We start from the raw sequence: 17,561 nt of genomic DNA, 5'->3' as shown, positions 1-17,561 counted from the left end.
TCGAGTGAACGTGTTTGTAATCACATAAAGAAGGTGAGATCGGACATCCTGTCCGTTTATGCCGTATTAACGTCTGGCGGAAATATAAAAAAAGCCAGGAGATTTATTTCTCCTGGCTTTACAAGGACATGTGTTGGCGAGCGCCAACAGGCGTTTATTCGACGGTCAGAATACGCGTGGTGTTAGTGGTGCCCACGGTGCTCATGACGTCGCCCTGGGTAACGATAACCAGATCGCCAGACACCAGATAGCCTTTGTCACGTAGCAGATTCACCGCATCGCTGGCAGCAGCCACGCCATCGGTCGCGCTGTCGAAGTGAACCGGGGTCACGCCACGGTACAGAGAGGTGAGGTTCAAGGTGCGTTCATGGCGGGACATCGCGAAAATTGGCAGGCCGGAGCTGATACGAGACGTCATCAGTGCGGTACGGCCAGATTCCGTCATGGTAATAATCGCGGACACGCCTTTCAGGTGGTTAGCGGCATACATCGCCGACATGGCGATCGCTTCTTCCACGTTGTCGAACTGCACGTCCAGACGGTGTTTAGAGACGTTAATGCTTGGGATTTTTTCTGCACCCAGACATACGCGTGCCATCGCCGCAACGGTTTCTGACGGATACTGACCGGCAGCGGTTTCCGCAGACAGCATGACCGCATCGGTACCGTCCAGCACGGCGTTAGCCACGTCCATGACTTCGGCCCGGGTTGGCATCGGGTTGGTGATCATCGATTCCATCATCTGCGTGGCAGTGATCACCGCACGGTTCAGTTGACGGGCGCGACGAATCAGCGCCTTCTGAATGCCGACCAGTTCAGGGTCACCGATTTCAACGCCGAGGTCGCCACGGGCGACCATCACCACGTCAGAGGCGAGAATGATGTCATCCATCGCGTCCTGGCTACACACGGCTTCCGCACGCTCAACTTTGGCAACGATTTTCGCATCGCAGCCTGCATCACGCGCCAGACGACGGGCATAGTTCAGGTCTTCGCCGCAGCGCGGGAAGGAGACGGCCAGATAGTCGACGCCAATCTTCGCGGCAGTCTGGATATCGGCTTTGTCTTTCTCAGTCAGCGCTTCAGCTGACAGGCCGCCGCCGAGTTTGTTAATGCCCTTGTTGTTAGACAGTGGGCCACCGACGGTGACTTCGGTGAACACTTTCATGCCCTGAACTTCCAGCACTTTCAGCTGTACACGGCCATCGTCAAGCAGCAGGATGTCGCCCGGAACGACGTCAGCAGGCAGACCTTTGTAGTCAATCCCGACTTTATCTTTGTCGCCTTCACCTTTACCCAGGTTGGCATCAAGCAGGAATTTTTCGCCGATGTTGAGGAAAACTTTGCCTTCTTTGAACGTCGACACGCGAATTTTCGGCCCCTGCAGATCGCCAAGAATAGCGACGTGACGCCCCAGTTTAGCCGCGATTTCGCGCACTTTGTCGGCACGAATTTGATGGTCTTCGGCACTGCCGTGGGAGAAGTTCATGCGGACAACGTTCGCGCCAGCCGCAATCACCTTCTCAAGGTTATTGTCGCGGTCAGTAGCCGGGCCTAATGTGGTCACGATTTTGGTTCTGCGAAGCCTTCTGGACATGTAATACTCCGTTGCTGAAACAATTTGGTGTTGCGTGAAAAGGAATTCGGGGGTTAGACCTGTGCATAGTCTAATGCTGGAACTTACCCGAATGTACAAATAAGTTACAAGCTTGTTATAAACTTTTAATGGTTATCACTGCTCACTCGCCGTTCTTTATCAAACCGCGATTCCTTCAATGCTTCCTTGACCCGCTTCAAGTTATCCCGGAATTTTGCCCCGCGGCGCAGGGTAAATCCGGTTGCGAGCACGTCGATAACCGTTAACTGGGCCAGCCGGGAAACCATCGGCATATAAATGTCAGTATCTTCCGGCACGTCAAGTGTGATGGCTAATGACGCCTCACGTGCCAGCGGCGTGCCTGCCGAGGTGAGCGCAATCACCATCGCATCGTTTTCACGCGCCAGCTGTGCCAGTTCCACCAGACTTTTTGTCCTGCCAGTGTGAGAAATGAGCACTACAACGTCACCCTCGCTGCAGTTCATACAGCTCATGCGTTGCAAAACGATGTCATCGGAATAGACCACCGGCACGTTGAAGCGGAAAAATTTGTTCATCGCATCATGCGCCACGGCGGCGGAAGAACCTAATCCAAAGAACGCTATCTTCTTGGCCTGGGTCAGCAAGTCAACGGCGCGGTTGACGGCCAACATATCGAGCGAGTGACGCACGTGGTCGAGACTGGCCATCGCTGATTCAAAAATTTTGCCGGTATAGGCCTCCACACTGTCGTTCTCATCGACGTTACGGTTGACGTAAGGTGTGCCGTTCGCAAGACTTTGCGCCAGATGCAGCTTAAAATCAGGAAAGCCCCGGGTATCCAGACTGCGACAAAAACGGTTAACCGTTGGCTCGCTGACTGCGGCCTGTAATGCCAGTGTGGCAATGCTTAAGTGAATGGCCTCGGAGGGGGACGCGAGGATAACCTCCGCCACTTTACGCTCGGATTTGCTAAGGTTTTCCAGATGGGACTGGATTTTTTCCAGCATGTTCATGGTTAACAGGCGCTCATCGGTGAAAGCGATTCCATTAATGGGTGAAATCGCCGGGCAATTTAGTGAGAATATACCCCTGTGAATTTTGTAATGCAGAGGAAAGAGGACAATTTACGTTGTTTTTTTTCATTACATGATCACAGTCGACTTTTGCTGCTGCTCATTTGCCGAAACAGCGAACAAAAAGAGTGAGTTGGCTCTCCTTTGCAGGCGGTTTTTAGCCGAGAAATGCCTTTATCTGGCCTCGGCAAGGGGAAGGGGTTTCGACATTAACGTAAACACAGTACAGTGCAGCGTAAGAAAATTACAAATAGCGCCTGGCAGACGTACCAGGCAATCCAACTGAGGAGAATGACATGGCGGTAACGCAAACGGCCCAGGCATGTGATCTGGTCATTTTCGGCGCGAAGGGTGACCTGGCGCGCCGTAAATTGCTGCCTTCCCTGTATCAACTGGAGAAAGCAGGCCAGATCCATCCGGACACGCGGATCCTTGGGGTCGGACGTGCCGATTGGGACAAAGATGCATACACCAAAGTGGTGCGCGAGGCGCTGGAAACCTTCATGAAGGAGAAGATTGATGAAAGTCTGTGGGACACCCTGAGCGGGCGACTGGACTTCTGCAATCTGGATGTCAACGACACCAAATCCTTCACCCGTCTCGGCAAAATGCTCGACCAAAAAGAGCGCGTGACCATCAACTATTTCGCCATGCCACCAAGCACGTTTGGCGCGATCTGCAAAGGCCTGGGCGAAGCGAAGCTCAACGCCAAACCGGCGCGTGTGGTCATGGAAAAACCGCTGGGAACGTCGCTCGCGACCTCCCGCGAAATCAACGACCAGGTTGGTGAATATTTCGAAGAGTGCCAGGTTTATCGTATCGATCACTATCTCGGCAAAGAGACGGTGCTCAACCTGCTGGCGCTGCGTTTCGCTAACTCTCTGTTCATCAATAACTGGGATTCCCGCACTATCGATCACGTGGAAATTACCGTGGCGGAAGAAGTGGGTATCGAAGGCCGTTGGGGCTACTTCGATCAGGCCGGGCAGATGCGCGACATGATCCAGAACCACCTGCTGCAAATTTTGTGCATGATTGCCATGTCTCCGCCGTCCGATCTGAGCGCCGACAGCATTCGTGATGCCAAAGTGAAGGTGCTGAAGTCCCTGCGTCGTATTGACCGCTCCAACGTACGTGATAAAACCGTCCGCGGTCAGTACACGTCTGGTTTTGCACAGGGCAAGAAAGTGCCGGGCTACCTGGAAGAAGAGGGTGCCAACAAGAGCAGCAACACCGAAACGTTCGTGGCGATCCGCGTGGATATCGACGACTGGCGCTGGGCTGGCGTGCCGTTCTATCTGCGTACCGGGAAGCGTTTGCCGACCAAATGTTCAGAAGTGGTGGTGTACTTCAAAACCCCGGAACTCAATCTGTTCAAAGAGTCCTGGCAGGAGCTGCCGCAGAACAAACTGACCATCCGTCTGCAGCCGGACGAAGGCGTGGATATTCAGATCCTCAACAAAGTGCCAGGTCTAGATCACAAGCACAACCTGCAAACCACCAAGCTTGATCTGAGCTACTCGGAAACCTTTAACGAAACGCATCTGGCCGACGCTTATGAGCGCCTGCTGCTGGAAACCATGCGTGGGATCCAGGCGCTGTTCGTTCGCCGTGACGAAGTTGAAGAGGCGTGGAAATGGGTCGACTCCATTACCGAAGCCTGGGCCGCCGATCAGGATGCGCCAAAACCGTACCAGGCGGGTACCTGGGGGCCGGTTGCTTCCGTGGCGATGATCACCCGTGATGGACGGTCGTGGAACGAATTTGAGTGACCGAGGAGATACCCCATTGAGGGTATTTTACCGGTAACATGATCTGACACAGCATCTTATACGATATTTGTACTTTTAAGCCCCGGGTGGTTCACCACCGGGGCTTTTTTTATTACACTGACCGAAGATGAATTTGCCCCTGAGCTACAGCACAAGCGCGTTTCAGCATTGTTAATGACTCCTGAATATCGTGTTAATGCCTAAGCCCAGACACTCAGTATTTGAGGAGCTATTATGAATCCGTCATTGTTACGCGTAACAAATCGCATTATAGAGCGTTCGAAAGACACCCGTCGCGCCTACCTCGCGCGCATCAATCAGGCTAAATCTGACACCGTTCAGCGCTCCCGTCTGGCCTGCGGTAACCTCGCGCACGGCTTCGCGGCCTGCCAGCCAGACGACAAGGCCTCGTTGAAAAGTATGCTGCGTAACAATATCGGCATCATTACCTCCTATAACGACATGCTTTCCGCCCATCAGCCTTACGAGCATTACCCGGACGTTATCCGCAAAGCGCTGCAAGGCGTCAACGCCGTAGCGCAGGTGGCGGGTGGGGTACCTGCTATGTGCGATGGCGTAACCCAGGGTCAGGATGGGATGGAGCTGTCTCTGCTCAGCCGGGAAGTGATTGCCATGTCAGCGGCGGTAGGGTTGTCTCACAACATGTTTGATGGTGCGCTGTATCTCGGCGTGTGTGACAAAATTGTCCCGGGTCTGGCGATGGCCGCGCTGTCGTTTGGTCATCTGCCGTCAATATTCATTCCGTCTGGCCCAATGGCCAGCGGTCTGCCGAACAAAGAAAAAGTCCGTATTCGCCAGCTGTACGCGGAAGGTAAAGTCGACCGGATGGCGCTGCTTGAATCCGAAGCCGCCTCCTATCACGCGCCGGGAACCTGTACTTTCTACGGAACCGCGAACACCAACCAGATGGTTATTGAGTTCATGGGCATGCAGCTCCCGGGGTCGTCGTTCGTACACCCGGATGCGCCAATGCGTGAAGCATTGACTGCCGCTGCTGCCCGTCAGGTCACCCGTTTGACCGGCAACGGCAACGAATGGATGCCGCTGGGTAAAATGTTCGATGAGAAAGTGGTGGTTAACGGCATTGTGGCGCTGCTGGCAACCGGCGGATCCACTAACCACACCATGCATCTGGTGGCGATGGCGCGTGCGGCGGGGATTATCATCAACTGGGATGATTTCTCTGACCTGTCTGACGTGGTGCCGCTGATGGCACGCCTGTACCCGAACGGCCCGGCGGATATCAACCACTTCCAGGCAGCGGGCGGTGTACCTGTCCTGGTGCGCGAACTGCTGAAAGGCGGCCTGTTGCATGAGGACGTAGAAACCGTCGCCGGTCATGGCCTGCGTCGTTACACCATGGAGCCGTGGCTCAATAACGGCGAGCTGGACTGGCGTGAAGGGGCCGAGACGTCGCTGGATGACAGCGTGATCGCCAGCATTGATAAACCGTTCTCGCATCACGGCGGCACCAAAGTGCTAAGCGGCAACCTCGGTCGGGCGGTGATGAAAACGTCCGCCGTGCCGGTAGAGAACCAAATAATTGAAGCCCCGGCGGTGGTGTTTGAAAGCCAGCATGACGTGCTGCCAGCGTTTGAAGCGGGCCTGCTGGACAAAGATTGCGTCGTCGTGGTGCGTCTTCAGGGACCAAAAGCCAACGGCATGCCAGAATTGCATAAACTTATGCCGCCATTAGGTGTATTATTGGACCGCTGTTTCAAAATTGCATTAGTGACCGATGGACGACTCTCAGGCGCATCCGGTAAAGTACCGTCAGCCATCCATGTCACACCCGAAGCGTATGACGGCGGGCTGCTGGCGAAAGTTCGCGACGGCGATATGATTCGCGTCAATGGACAAACTGGCGAGCTGACGCTGCTGGTGGATGAAGCCGAACTGGCTGCTCGTAAACCGCATCTGCCGGACCTGAGTGCATCACGGGTAGGGACCGGGCGTGAACTGTTTAGCGCACTGCGTGAGAATCTCTCCGGTGCCGAGCAGGGCGCGACCTGCATCACTTTTTAATACGACAAGATTGATCATTCTGGCGAGAGAAAAACTCTGATGAAAAACTGGAAAACAAGTGCAGAAGCTATCCTGACCAACGGCCCGGTTGTCCCGGTTATCGTGGTTAATAAACTGGAACACGCGGTGCCGATGGCAAAAGCGCTGGTTGCAGGTGGCGTCCGTGTTCTGGAAGTGACCCTTCGTACGCCGTGCGCCCTGGATGCCATCCGCGCTATCGCGAAGGAAGTGCCGGACGCTATCGTTGGGGCCGGTACCGTGACTAACGTGCAGCAGTTGAAAGAAGTGACCGAAGCGGGCGCTCAGTTCGCGATTAGTCCAGGTCTGACCGAGCCGCTGCTGAAAGCGGCAACCGAAGGCACCATTCCGCTGATCCCAGGTATCAGTACCGTGTCTGAGCTGATGCTGGGCATGGACTACGGTCTGAAAGAGTTCAAATTCTTCCCGGCAGAAGCCAACGGTGGCACCAAAGCGCTGGCAGCGATTGCAGGCCCGTTCGCGCATATCCGTTTCTGCCCGACCGGCGGCATCTCCCCGGCGAACTATCGCGACTACCTGGCACTGAAAAGCGTGCTGTGCATCGGGGGTTCCTGGCTGGTTCCAGCGGATGCGCTGGAAGCGGGCGATTACGACCGCATCACCAAAATTGCTCGCGAAGCGGTTGAAGGCGCGAAGTAATCACGTTTGCCTGGCTGAACCGAAAACAGGGCGGGTCGCGTTAATGCGCCCCGCCTTTTTTACCCCTGAACAACTTATCCCAGAACGATCACCGCACCTGCAGCGGCTTTTGCCCGTTCAACCGCCGATTCAACATTATCAGCCGTTGCTAACGCCACACCCAGCCGACGCGTGCCGTCAATTTCCGGCTTACCAAACAGACGTAACTGCACGCCCGCGCCCAGTGAGGCTTCCACGTTATCAAAGCGAACATTCTGACTGGTCAGTTGCGGCAGGATCACCGCCGAGGCAGAAGGACCGTACTGGCGAATGGCTCCAATGGGCAGACCCAGAAACGCGCGAACGTGCAGGGCAAACTCCGACAGATCCTGGGAGATTAGCGTTACCATTCCGGTGTCATGTGGGCGCGGCGATACTTCGCTGAAAATCACCTCATCGCCACAGACAAACAGCTCCACGCCAAACAGACCGTGGCCGCCGAGCGCCAGCACCACTTCACGGGCGATATTTTCCGCCCGCTCTTGGGCCAGGGCACTCATCTGCTGGGGCTGCCATGATTCGCGGTAATCGCCATCCTCCTGACGATGACCGATCGGGGCGCAGAAATGCACGCCGTCCAACGCGCTGATGGTCAGCAATGTGATTTCAAAATCAAAATTCACCACGCCTTCAACAATCACCCGTCCGGCACCCGCCCGTCCACCTTGTTGGGCGTACTCCCACGCCGCCGCGAGTTGATCTTCACGGCGAATAAAACTCTGGCCTTTCCCGGAAGAACTCATTACCGGTTTGATGATACAGGGCAGGCCGATTTCAGACACTGCCGCGCGAAAGCTCTGTTCGCTGTCAGCAAAACGGTAGCTCGACGTAGGCAGGCGAAGCTCTTCTGCCGCCAGGCGACGAATCCCTTCGCGGTTCATAGTGAGCTTGGTGGCGCGGGCGCAGGGCACCACGTTTTGGCCCGCCTGTTCCAGTGCTATCAGCATATCGGTGGCGATGGCTTCGATTTCCGGCACAATGAAGTGCGGTTTTTCCTGCTCTACCAGCGCCTTCAGCGCCTGCCCGTCCAGCATGTTAATGACATGGCTGCGATGGGCCACATGCATTGCAGGTGCGTCTGCATAGCGATCAACGGCGATGACTTCTATCCCCAACCGCTGGCATTCAATAGCCACTTCCTTACCCAGCTCGCCAGAGCCCAATAACATTACGCGGGTTGCCGCCGGACGCAGCGCGGTGCCTAGTACAGTCATAACGAATTTCCACAGTAAAAAAATGGACGTCAGTATATACGAAAACGTTTGCGTCTGTCTTGTGGCTGCCTGGCCCAAGGTGCAACGTGGTACTTTGCGCATCTTTAGCCAGGCCAGACATTTCCTGACATCGTCTCGCTTAGGCTAAGGAAATTATCACTGCGTCGTGAGGGAAAAATGGCAAACTGGCTCAATCAGCTTCAATCACTGCTCGGACAATCATCATCTTCCTCCTCTGCTCAGCCATCGGGCGAGCAGGGCCTCAGTAAACTGCTGGTGCCGGGGGCGCTCGGTGGGTTGGCCGGTTTACTGGTCTCCAGTAAATCGTCACGTAAATTGCTGACTAAATATGGCACCGGCGCGCTGCTGGTCGGCGGCGGGGCGGTGGCAGGCACTGTGTTATGGAATAAATACAAAGACACGATTCGCACGGCTCACCAGGACGAGCCACAGTATGGGCAGCAAACCAGCCCGCTGGATGTGCGCACTGAGCGTTTGATTCTGGCGCTGGTGTTTGCGGCGAAAAGTGATGGTCACATCGACGAGAAAGAGCGTGCGGCGATTGACCAGCAGATGCGAGAAGCCGGAGTGGAAGCGCAGGGGCGTGAACTGGTCGAGAAAGCGATCGCTCAGCCTTTAGATCCGCACCGGTTGGCGAAAGATGTGCGCAATGAAGAGGAAGCCCTGGAGCTTTATTTCCTCAGCTGCGCCGCTATCAATATCGATCACTTTATGGAGCGGAGCTATCTCAACGCGCTCGGCGATGCGCTGAAAATTCCTCAAGAGGTGCGCGACGGCATTGAAGCGGATTTAAAAGCGCAAAAACAGGCACTTTAACGACCAAATGGCATGTTTCGCTTGCATCGCTCTGCACATTTGCCACCCTTAGGGTAAGGTAATTTGCAGAAGAACAATGACATGCCACCTAAAGCAAAACGTATTCCCCACGCCATGAGCCTTCATGGCGACAACCGCGTCGACAACTACTATTGGCTGCGTGACGACGACCGCGCGCAGCCCGCCGTGCTTGAGTACCTGAAGCAGGAGAACGACTACGGGCATGAGGTCATGGCCTCGCAGCGTAGCCTGCAGGACAAAGTGCTCAAGGAAATTGTCGACCGTATCCCACAGCGTGAGGTGTCCGCGCCTTACGCCAAAAACGGCTATCGTTACCGACAGATTTACGAACCGGGCTGCGAGTACGCGATTTATCAGCGTCAGTCGGTGCAGAAAGAGGAGTGGAACGACTGGGAGCTGCTGCTGGATGGAAATCAGCGCGCGGCGCACAGCGAGTTCTACACGCTCGGTGGGCTGGGCATTTCGCCCGACAACACCCTGATGGCGTTGACGGAAGATTATCTGTCCCGTCGCCAGTATGGCCTGCGTATCAGAAATCTGGAGAACGATAACTGGTATCCTGAGACGCTGGAAAACGTCGAGCCGGGTTTTGTCTGGGGGAATGATTCACAGACGCTGTATTACGTGCGAAAACACCCAACCACGCTGCTGCCGTATCAGGTCTGGCGACATACCGTCGGGATGCCGGAGACAGCGGACGAGCTGGTGTATGAAGAGAAAGACGACACGTTTTACGTCAGCCTGCATAAAACCAGTTCAAAGCACTATGTGATTATCCATCTGGCGAGCGCCACCACCAGTGAAGTACTGTTGCTTGATGCCGAGTTGCCGGATGCGCAGCCGCTGTGCTTCCTGCCACGTCGGAAAGACCACGAATACAGCCTCGATCATTTCCAGCACAATTTTTACCTGCGCTCGAATCGCGACGGTAAAAACTTCGGTCTGTATCGCACCCCGGTACGCGATGAAAGGCGTTGGGAAGCGCTGATCCCGCCGCGCGACGCCGTGATGCTGGAGGGCTTTACGCTATTTACTGACTGGCTGGTGGTGGAAGAGCGTCAGCATGGGCTGACCAGCCTGCGGCAGATCAACCGTAAAACGCGTGAATCCATCGGAATAGCCTTTGACGACCCGGCGTATGTTACCTGGCTGGCGTACAATCCTGAGCCTGACACTTCGCGTCTGCGGTACGGGTATTCCTCCATGACCACACCGGATACGTTGTTCGAACTGAACATGGATACCGGGGAGCGCACCGTGCTTAAGCAGCAGGAAGTGACCGGATTTGATGCCAGTCGTTATCGCAGTGAACATTTATGGATCAAAGCCCGGGACGGCGTCGAAGTGCCGGTGTCACTGGTTTATCACCGCGAACATTTCCGCCAGGGCAACAATCCACTGCTGGTGTACGGCTACGGCTCTTACGGTGCCAGCATGGATGCGGATTTCAGCAGCAGCCGATTAAGCCTGCTCGATCGCGGCTTCGTCTTTGCCATCGCCCACGTTCGCGGCGGCGGTGAGCTGGGGCAGCAGTGGTATGAAGACGGAAAGTTCCTGCTAAAGAACAACACCTTTAATGACTATCTCGACGTCTGCGACGCACTCCTGGCGCAGGGCTATGGCAATCCGTCACTCTGCTACGGCATGGGTGGCAGCGCGGGCGGGATGCTGATGGGAGTGGCTATCAACCAGCGTCCCGATCTGTTCCACGGCGTGATAGCCCAGGTGCCGTTTGTTGATGTCCTGACCACCATGCTCGATGAGTCTATCCCGCTGACCACCGGAGAGTTTGAGGAGTGGGGCAATCCGCAGGACCCTGAGTATTACCACTACATGAAAGGCTACAGCCCGTATGACAACGTTGAGAAAAAGGCGTATCCGCATCTGCTGGTCACGACCGGACTACACGATTCCCAGGTGCAATACTGGGAGCCAGCAAAATGGGTGGCGAAACTGCGCGAGCTGAAAACTGACGATAATCTACTGTTACTGTGTACCGATATGGATTCCGGGCACGGCGGTAAGTCGGGGCGCTTTAAAAGCTATGAAGGGGTGGCGATGGAATTCACGTTCCTGATCGCGCTGGCCCAGGGCACGTTGCCGGGCCAGGCACCGCGATAGTTACTCACCCAGCCAGTGTTTTAGCGTCAGACGCAGTTCAGGGCTCATTGAGTTGAGATTATTGAACAGCCAGCGGAGGTAGCCGGGATCTTTCTCGGCAATCTCCGCCACCGGTTTCCCGCGATATTTACCGAAGGTGAAGGTGGTCATCAACCCAGGGCGACCGGTGATATCGGCCATCTGATCGGCGCTCCAGCCGGAGACATTGATAATATCAATCAGCAGCGCGGCGGTGATGTAGCAATCATATAACGCGCGGTGATGATGCAAACCCGGCGGCGTGGCCACGTTAAGTTTGCGCGATTTATACAGTGCCATATTGCTGTACTTAATGCCCGGCCACAGGCGGCGGGCCAACTTCATCGTGCATATCCACTCGCCGTTCATTTCCGGCAATACGCGGCGGTCAAAGTTGGCATTGTGTGCCACGTACCATGCGCTGCCCTGATAATGCGGCACCACATCCTCAATCCACGGTTTATCGGCCACCATCTCTTCGGTGATGCGATGAATGGCCATCGCCTGCGGGCTGATGGGCCTGTCCGGGCGCACCAGATGACTCATGGGATTGGTTATCTTGCCGTCAACGATGTCCACCGAGGCGATTTCAACCACGCCTCCTTGTAAATCACAGGTTTCCGTATCGATAACGCGTAACATGCTGCTCTCCCGGCTAAAAAGAGGCAGGTTATGCGTCACAGAGGCTTTCGTCAATGGCGCAGAAGATTTCACTGAGCGGAATGATATCGCCTTCCCAACCTCCGTCATACTGTCGTCCGGTTAGCAGCACTTCACCGCTGTCGGCGCGAACGATCAGCTGTCCGTTTTCATCCCACAGCGCACTGCCGTCTGCATAGTTGGATTTCAGCACTGCAATGCCGTAGCGATGGGCCAGGCGCTGGAGGTGCTGTCCGGATTGTTGTTGCTGGAAGTCGGTGGTGCAGGTGCCGGTCGCCAGCAGCGCGGCGTTCGAGTCAAGCTCGTGGCCTTTCGCTTCAGGGGGCAGGACGCTAATGTGATGGGTATTCGGTGTCAGGCAAGTTCCCTGGCCCTGCTGCAATGTGAGTGGCGCGGTGCCGTTGGGCACAAAAATAGCCACCCCTTTGCAGCGTTGACCGTTCATTTCAACCGGCATCCCGGCCACAATGGTCATCCCGTGGCGTGCAGCCGCATCGCTGAGTGGCTCAAGGAGTTGACCATCAGGCGGAGGAGGCAAGGGTGGTTGGGTTCCCGGGCCGGTTAAGGACATTTCCGGGAAGACGAGTAGCTGGCAGGCATGCCTTGCAGCCGCTTCGATAAAACGCAAATGGTGAGCAATATTATCCGCAACGCTCCTGTTGCGGGCCGTGTACTGTGCAGCAGCAATTGTCCATGCAGGCATAGTGGCTTCCTTAACACGTTTTCCGACTCAGCATCCCTGAGTCGGTATTCAGAATCTTCGCAAGATTTTAGCAGTAGCTGTGTAAGGAAGTGTAACAGTGAGTAATTCTTATTTCTGTTTGGGCTCGTAAGGAAGACGGGAAAGGTTCACCGAGGCCAGACGGTGCGCAATCAGTCGCTCGCGAAACCAGTCGCGCAAATGAGCAGGTTGCTCACGCTCAACCACTTCTGCCACGATAGGCATATTGTAGCGCTCTTTAAAGGCGACCCCGGCGGCGGCTAAATCGACGTTCACTTTGTCCATTTCGTCCTGGGGGATTTTTGCCAGATTGGTGGTCATCATAGGCTCCTTCTGTTTCTGGCGCTGAAAGTACTAAGAGTGTCGCGAAATAGCAAGACCAGCGGCAGTGAATCTCGACGTAAACATTATAGAGAGTTATTCTTTCATCCAAATAGATAACAAAAGGGAATGAAGAGAATGAATCGTATCGCCTCACGCGCGCTGCGCGCCGGTGTGTTCCTGACCGGCGTCTTAACCACTTCCGCAGCATTTGCACACGCTCATCTTAAGCATCAATATCCTGCGGCCGATGCACAGGTCACCGCTGCGCCCCTGGCCTTGACCCTGAATTTTTCCGAGGGCCTTGAAGTCAAATTCAGCGGCGTGACCCTGACCGGTCCGCAGCAGGCCCAGGTACCTGTGGGTGCGGTGAAACTCAATCAAAAAGATAATACCCAGCTTATCGTCCCGGTGGAGGAGTCGCTCAAGCCTGGTGACTACAGAGTAGACTGGCACGTGGTGTCGGTCGATGGCCACAAGACCAAAGGCCAGTATCATTTCAGTGTGAAATAGTCGTGCTTGCATTTGCCTATGTCGGGCTGCGGTGCCTGCATTTTATCGCCGTGATGTTGTCGTTCGGCTGCGTGTTGTACGGTGCCTGGTGGGCCACCCCGCAGCTGCGGCGGTTGATGATGCTGCGCTTTATGCCACTGCTGCGTGTGGCGCTACTGGTCAGTGCCGTGTCAGCTACCCTGATGCTGATGTTTCAGGGCGGCCTGATGGCTAACGGTTGGGGCGATGTGCTGCAACCAGACATCTGGCTGGCGGTGGCAGGAACACGATTTGGTAGCATATGGCAGTGGCAAATTCTGCTGACGTGGGTGGCACTGGCGGTTGTTAGCCTCAGGCCACATCGACTGGCCCCTTTGCTGCTGATCCTCTGTATGGCGCAGTTCGTGCTGATGGCTGGCGTGGGGCACGCGGCGATGCGGGATGGCGCTGTAGGCGCGCTACAGCGTCTGAATCATGCGATTCATTTGCTGTGCGCGGGCGCGTGGTTTGGCGGTCTGCAGCCTTTCCTGTACTGCCTGCATCTGGTCAAAGGACCATGGCGGACTTCAGCCATCAACACCATGATGCGTTTTTCACGCTATGGGCATCTTGCCGTCGCTGGCGTGGTGCTCAGTGGGATAGCCAATGCCTGGTTGATTCAGGGACAACTGGTGAGTGACTCAGGATACGGGCAGCTGTTGTTGGTGAAATGTGCGTTAGTGGCGCTGATGGTGGTAATCGCGTTAGCGAACAGGTATGTTCTGGTGCCGCGGATGGCAACCGACAGGCAGCGCATTCAGGCGTTGTTTCTGCGAACCACCCAGCTGGAGATGATTTTAGGGGCTCTGGTTTTAGCGACGGTCAGTCTGTTCGCAACCTGGGAACCGTTCTGAATTAAGTGGCGAACTCATGAAAAAACTCGTTCTATCAATGCTGTTACTGGCAACTTCCGGAACCGCTCTGGCGGCACCGCAGATTATCACCGTCAGCCGTTTTGAAATTGGCAAAGCGCAATGGGCGTTCAATCGTGAAGAAGTGATGCTCACCTGTCGTCCGGGTAATGCGCTGTACGCCATCAACCCCAGTACCCTGATGCAGTATCCGCTGAACGCGACCGCAGAGCAGGAAATGAAAGAGGGGAAAACCACCGCTCAGCCTATTTCTACTATCCAGGTGGACGACCCGGCGCATCCTGGGCAAAAGATGAGTCTGGCCCCGTTCGTTGCCCGCGCGGAGAAGCTCTGTTAACCAGTAAGCCTAAGCGATTGACCGATAATAAAAAACCGCAAGTTATTCTGATGAATGCTTGCGGTTTTTGCTTTTTGTGACGCTAGGCTCACGTTTTTTTTCTGACCACTTTTGTCGCGGACTGGAAAACCTGGCACGGTCATCTATTCTTAAAGGGCAAGGCGACTTTAGCCTGCATTAATGCCAACTTTTAGCGCACGGCTCTCTCCCAAGAGCCATTTCCCTGGACCGAATACAGGAATCGTATTCGGTCTCTTTTTATCTGTAATTCACATCAGCGAAGTACAGCGCCAATCACCTGCTTCCCAAGTCTCAGTGACTGACCTGATGTCTTTTATATCACATCAAAATCGGGCTTAACATTTTTTTTACAGGAAATTTTTTGCGGTTTAGCAGGCAAAAAAAATCCCCTTCACTTCGCAGGGTAAAGGGGAAAATGCTTGCAATGAATATTATATTTCGGACTCACTTTTGCAGCTTTACAGGGATATGCAGTGCCGCGAGGTGGATGGTCTGAAAGTTGCGCGTCCAGGGTTTATGGAGTCAGTCAGACCTGAAACGTTCCTCAACGAGCCGTCAGGAAGAACGACGCATCGCCTTACGTTTCGCAGCAGATGTTATGGGGAGAGACGATTCGGTTCAAATAACAAGTTGTTTAATTTTGAACATGTCGTCATGACCCGAGGCCGTTACATAGGCGTGACGATATCGGGATAAAGCAAGGTTTCAAGATAGCTGACCAACAACCAGATTTGATCGCTCAAAATGAACCAGATACCCAATCCAAGAATAATCAGGACCAGGATTGTCAGGGCAATTTCTACTTTGCTCATAGCAAGGATATACCGCCAGCGAGGGTTCGGGGGAATAACCCGCGGATGATAGCGAAACATCAGGGCTATGCGCAATTGTAATACGCAAAAGCCGCCGCCAGTAACAGGCAGCGGCTGAATAAGAAAGCTTAAACCGAAGGGAACAGGGCACGGAACTGGGCTGCCATCTCATCGAGTAGGGCAAAACGACGACGGTACTCTGCGCGTTTTTTGCTGGCAATCTCTTCGATGGATTTACGTTCCTGCTGTAGCGGCAGCTGCCAACGGAATTCGCTGGTTTTGACCCCGTCGAGGGAGGCCCAAAACTCATCGTAGCTGGCGTGGAAATGACGGCCCTTGCTAAAACGGTAGCGCAGAGCCCGGAATACGTGACCGTTATCGCTGACGCCGGAGAGTGACGTTATCCCACACTCGGACACCATCAGGCCAAAAAATTCCACCAGAATGCGTTTAGGGAACAGCCCGTAACAGCCCCGGGTGGCGTGTTTTATCACCTCATGAGAAACACTGCGACGGGGGCCTTGTAACCCTCCGATGACAATTTCCCAGCCATCCTGATGGCGTTTGACGCTGAACGTGGCACTGGCAAGCACCGTGTTATCCTCGGTGCAGAACCACAACGTGCTTTCCCCCTCACGTTCGGCTTTACGCGCACACGAGGCATAGAGCGTGAACTGCGCATCATCCTTACCCTTAAAGGTGATAAGCGCCGTCGGTTCGGGGGAGGTTAAGGCCCGGGCAAGCAGCGGGCTTTTCAGCGAATCAACAAACTGATAGTGCCCGACAATAGCGTGCGCACGCTGCGTGGAAGACAGGCCACGGGCGAGATACTGGCGATGGGTTTTGCTTGGTAGCGTCACCTGGGCATTCAGCAGTCGCATGAAATCGGGACGCTGCCCAAGGCTGTTGAGCATCATCCGGGTCGAGCGATAAAAAATCATTGTCCGCAGCAGGAATTTAAGGCGATAGTCCGCTTTTTTCCAGATAGGTGCCGGGGCCAGATTGCCTTTGACCAAATCGGAAATAAGGTGTGCTCGCGGTGCAGGTGAATAGGCGGAATGCAGGGTGTTGTCCGTCACGATAATAACCTCATCATTGTTATGAAGCTATTCTAGCGACCAGTGAGGTTAATCTTAATGGGGGCGGAGACTTTATTCCCCGTTCGTTTACGTCTGATTTAAGTTATTGGCTGCAACCGGAGAATATTTGCAGATCCCCTATACTTATCTCAGGGGTAGATTTTATGTATCAGCGAATTGATGGTTCAGCATGGCGACATATCTGGTTAATGGGCGATCTGCATGGTTGCTTTAACCTATTGATATCAAATCTTAAAGGTCTGGGTTTTAATCCCTATGAGGATCTGCTTCTGTCGGTGGGCGATCTCATCGACCGTGGGCCTGAAAGCCTCAAGTGCCTGAGTTTAATTGAACAGAAATGGTTTTTTGCTATTCGCGGTAATCACGAACAAATGGCGATCGAAGCCCTTGAAAATCATCAATTATCGCTCTGGGCATTAAACGGTGGCGATTGGTTTACGCATTGTTCTTTTGGCGAAAAACAGCGAGTGCGGGAATTATTAAACGCCTGCAAGCACCTCCCCTATATTATTGAAGTCGATACCGCGACAGGTACTCATATTATTGCTCACGCCGATCACCCGGCGGCACGTTATCACTGGCAGCAGGAACTGGACTGGCATCGGGTACTTTGGGATCGACAGCGGCTGAGTGACCATCTGGCAGGAAAGCATTCGACGCTTGAGGGTGCCGATCATTTTTGGTTTGGGCACACGCCGTTGAAACAGCGCTACGATTCGCAAAATCAGCATTACATCGACACCGGCGCGGTATTTGGCGGAAATTTAACGCTGGTGGAATTGCAGTAA

At 54.5% G+C, this 17,561-nt stretch carries 17 protein-coding genes; 9 read left to right on the top strand and 8 right to left on the bottom strand.

What is annotated here, in order from left to right:
- Window positions 1-154: 154 nt before the first annotated feature.
- Window positions 155-1,597 (bottom strand): pyruvate kinase, encoded by a 1,443-nt coding sequence (pyk, locus tag SIK69_RS08525; RefSeq protein ID WP_319627853.1) that lies wholly within the window; start codon window positions 1,595-1,597, stop codon window positions 155-157.
- A gap of 125 nt (window positions 1,598-1,722) precedes the next feature.
- Complete coding sequence (locus tag SIK69_RS08520) at window positions 1,723-2,592, bottom strand: MurR/RpiR family transcriptional regulator (RefSeq protein ID WP_319785883.1); 870 nt, start codon at window positions 2,590-2,592, stop codon at window positions 1,723-1,725.
- 356 nt (window positions 2,593-2,948) lie between these two features.
- On the opposite strand from SIK69_RS08520, the gene zwf reads away from it, so the two are divergent.
- From zwf to SIK69_RS08505, 3 genes are all read left to right on the top strand, one after another.
- Window positions 2,949-4,424 carry a glucose-6-phosphate dehydrogenase gene (gene zwf, locus SIK69_RS08515; RefSeq protein WP_319627855.1) on the top strand — a complete coding sequence of 492 codons (1,476 nt, stop codon included), beginning with the start codon at window positions 2,949-2,951 and terminating at the stop codon, window positions 4,422-4,424.
- Window positions 4,425-4,658: 234 nt separating this feature from the next.
- A complete protein-coding gene (edd, locus tag SIK69_RS08510) occupies window positions 4,659-6,470 on the top strand; it encodes a phosphogluconate dehydratase (RefSeq protein ID WP_319785881.1) in 1,812 nt (603 codons plus the stop codon).
- Between the two features lie 39 nt (window positions 6,471-6,509).
- Complete coding sequence (locus tag SIK69_RS08505; protein ID WP_319627857.1) at window positions 6,510-7,148, top strand: bifunctional 4-hydroxy-2-oxoglutarate aldolase/2-dehydro-3-deoxy-phosphogluconate aldolase; 639 nt, start codon at window positions 6,510-6,512, stop codon at window positions 7,146-7,148.
- A 74-nt stretch (window positions 7,149-7,222) separates the two neighbouring features.
- Here SIK69_RS08505 and purT read toward each other — a convergent pair whose 3' ends face one another.
- On the bottom strand, window positions 7,223-8,401 hold the full coding sequence (gene purT, locus SIK69_RS08500; RefSeq protein ID WP_319785880.1) for a formate-dependent phosphoribosylglycinamide formyltransferase: 1,179 nt from the start codon (window positions 8,399-8,401) through the stop codon (window positions 7,223-7,225).
- Between the two features lie 177 nt (window positions 8,402-8,578).
- On the opposite strand from purT, the gene SIK69_RS08495 reads away from it, so the two are divergent.
- Both SIK69_RS08495 and ptrB read left to right on the top strand, forming a co-directional pair.
- On the top strand, window positions 8,579-9,238 hold the full coding sequence (locus SIK69_RS08495; RefSeq protein WP_319785879.1) for a tellurite resistance TerB family protein: 660 nt from the start codon (window positions 8,579-8,581) through the stop codon (window positions 9,236-9,238).
- Between the two features lie 81 nt (window positions 9,239-9,319).
- Window positions 9,320-11,380 (top strand): oligopeptidase B, encoded by a 2,061-nt coding sequence (ptrB, locus tag SIK69_RS08490; protein ID WP_319785878.1) that lies wholly within the window; start codon window positions 9,320-9,322, stop codon window positions 11,378-11,380.
- On the opposite strand, the gene exoX is transcribed toward ptrB, so the two are convergent.
- From exoX to SIK69_RS08475, 3 genes are all read right to left on the bottom strand, one after another.
- Window positions 11,381-12,040, bottom strand: coding sequence for an exodeoxyribonuclease X (gene exoX / locus SIK69_RS08485; protein ID WP_319785877.1), 660 nt, complete (start codon window positions 12,038-12,040; stop codon window positions 11,381-11,383).
- A gap of 28 nt (window positions 12,041-12,068) precedes the next feature.
- Window positions 12,069-12,761: a nitrilase-related carbon-nitrogen hydrolase gene (locus SIK69_RS08480; protein WP_319627862.1), complete on the bottom strand. Its 693-nt coding sequence runs from the start codon at window positions 12,759-12,761 to the stop codon at window positions 12,069-12,071.
- A 108-nt stretch (window positions 12,762-12,869) separates the two neighbouring features.
- Entirely contained in the window at window positions 12,870-13,100 is a 231-nt protein-coding gene (locus SIK69_RS08475) for a DNA polymerase III subunit theta (RefSeq protein WP_319627940.1), read from the bottom strand.
- Window positions 13,101-13,238: 138 nt separating this feature from the next.
- Between SIK69_RS08475 and yobA the strand changes: the two genes are divergently transcribed.
- From yobA to SIK69_RS08460, 3 genes are read left to right on the top strand one after another with little or no spacing between them, the layout of a single operon-like run.
- Entirely contained in the window at window positions 13,239-13,613 is a 375-nt protein-coding gene (yobA, locus tag SIK69_RS08470; RefSeq protein ID WP_319785876.1) for a CopC domain-containing protein YobA, read from the top strand.
- Between the two features lie 2 nt (window positions 13,614-13,615).
- Window positions 13,616-14,485, top strand: a complete 870-nt coding sequence (copD, locus tag SIK69_RS08465; RefSeq protein ID WP_319785875.1) for a copper homeostasis membrane protein CopD — start codon at window positions 13,616-13,618, stop codon at window positions 14,483-14,485.
- 16 nt (window positions 14,486-14,501) lie between these two features.
- The gene (locus SIK69_RS08460) at window positions 14,502-14,840 is read left to right on the top strand and encodes a YebY family protein (protein WP_319627865.1); all 339 of its coding nucleotides are present in this window, start codon (window positions 14,502-14,504) and stop codon (window positions 14,838-14,840) included.
- 689 nt (window positions 14,841-15,529) lie between these two features.
- On the opposite strand, the gene SIK69_RS08455 is transcribed toward SIK69_RS08460, so the two are convergent.
- Together SIK69_RS08455 and SIK69_RS08450 are read right to left on the bottom strand one after the other, a co-directional pair.
- Window positions 15,530-15,673 carry an Ecr family regulatory small membrane protein gene (locus SIK69_RS08455; protein WP_319627866.1) on the bottom strand — a complete coding sequence of 48 codons (144 nt, stop codon included), beginning with the start codon at window positions 15,671-15,673 and terminating at the stop codon, window positions 15,530-15,532.
- 128 nt (window positions 15,674-15,801) lie between these two features.
- Window positions 15,802-16,752, bottom strand: coding sequence for a VirK/YbjX family protein (locus SIK69_RS08450; protein WP_319785874.1), 951 nt, complete (start codon window positions 16,750-16,752; stop codon window positions 15,802-15,804).
- Between the two features lie 164 nt (window positions 16,753-16,916).
- Between SIK69_RS08450 and pphA the strand changes: the two genes are divergently transcribed.
- Window positions 16,917-17,561, top strand: a complete 645-nt coding sequence (gene pphA / locus SIK69_RS08445) for a protein-serine/threonine phosphatase (RefSeq protein WP_319785873.1) — start codon at window positions 16,917-16,919, stop codon at window positions 17,559-17,561.

The sequence above is a fragment of the Scandinavium lactucae genome, assembly GCF_033843265.1.
Classification (GTDB): Bacteria; Pseudomonadota; Gammaproteobacteria; order Enterobacterales; family Enterobacteriaceae; genus Scandinavium; species Scandinavium lactucae.
Note: the sequence above shows the minus strand (reverse complement) of the source record. Positions and strands in the feature narration are given on the sequence as shown.

What these genes read in the sequence shown, in the direction of transcription:
- pyk (WP_319627853.1), bottom strand. Translation starts at nt 1,597, where the DNA reads ATGTCCAGAAGGCTTCGCAGAACCAAAATCGTGACCACATTAGGCCCG.
- SIK69_RS08520 (WP_319785883.1), bottom strand. Translation starts at nt 2,592, where the DNA reads ATGAACATGCTGGAAAAAATCCAGTCCCATCTGGAAAACCTTAGCAAA.
- zwf (WP_319627855.1), top strand. Translation starts at nt 2,949, where the DNA reads ATGGCGGTAACGCAAACGGCCCAGGCATGTGATCTGGTCATTTTCGGC.
- edd (WP_319785881.1), top strand. Translation starts at nt 4,659, where the DNA reads ATGAATCCGTCATTGTTACGCGTAACAAATCGCATTATAGAGCGTTCG.
- SIK69_RS08505 (WP_319627857.1), top strand. Translation starts at nt 6,510, where the DNA reads ATGAAAAACTGGAAAACAAGTGCAGAAGCTATCCTGACCAACGGCCCG.
- purT (WP_319785880.1), bottom strand. Translation starts at nt 8,401, where the DNA reads ATGACTGTACTAGGCACCGCGCTGCGTCCGGCGGCAACCCGCGTAATG.
- SIK69_RS08495 (WP_319785879.1), top strand. Translation starts at nt 8,579, where the DNA reads ATGGCAAACTGGCTCAATCAGCTTCAATCACTGCTCGGACAATCATCA.
- ptrB (WP_319785878.1), top strand. Translation starts at nt 9,320, where the DNA reads ATGCCACCTAAAGCAAAACGTATTCCCCACGCCATGAGCCTTCATGGC.
- exoX (WP_319785877.1), bottom strand. Translation starts at nt 12,040, where the DNA reads ATGTTACGCGTTATCGATACGGAAACCTGTGATTTACAAGGAGGCGTG.
- SIK69_RS08480 (WP_319627862.1), bottom strand. Translation starts at nt 12,761, where the DNA reads ATGCCTGCATGGACAATTGCTGCTGCACAGTACACGGCCCGCAACAGG.
- SIK69_RS08475 (WP_319627940.1), bottom strand. Translation starts at nt 13,100, where the DNA reads ATGACCACCAATCTGGCAAAAATCCCCCAGGACGAAATGGACAAAGTG.
- yobA (WP_319785876.1), top strand. Translation starts at nt 13,239, where the DNA reads ATGAATCGTATCGCCTCACGCGCGCTGCGCGCCGGTGTGTTCCTGACC.
- SIK69_RS08460 (WP_319627865.1), top strand. Translation starts at nt 14,502, where the DNA reads ATGAAAAAACTCGTTCTATCAATGCTGTTACTGGCAACTTCCGGAACC.
- SIK69_RS08455 (WP_319627866.1), bottom strand. Translation starts at nt 15,673, where the DNA reads ATGAGCAAAGTAGAAATTGCCCTGACAATCCTGGTCCTGATTATTCTT.
- pphA (WP_319785873.1), top strand. Translation starts at nt 16,917, where the DNA reads ATGTATCAGCGAATTGATGGTTCAGCATGGCGACATATCTGGTTAATG.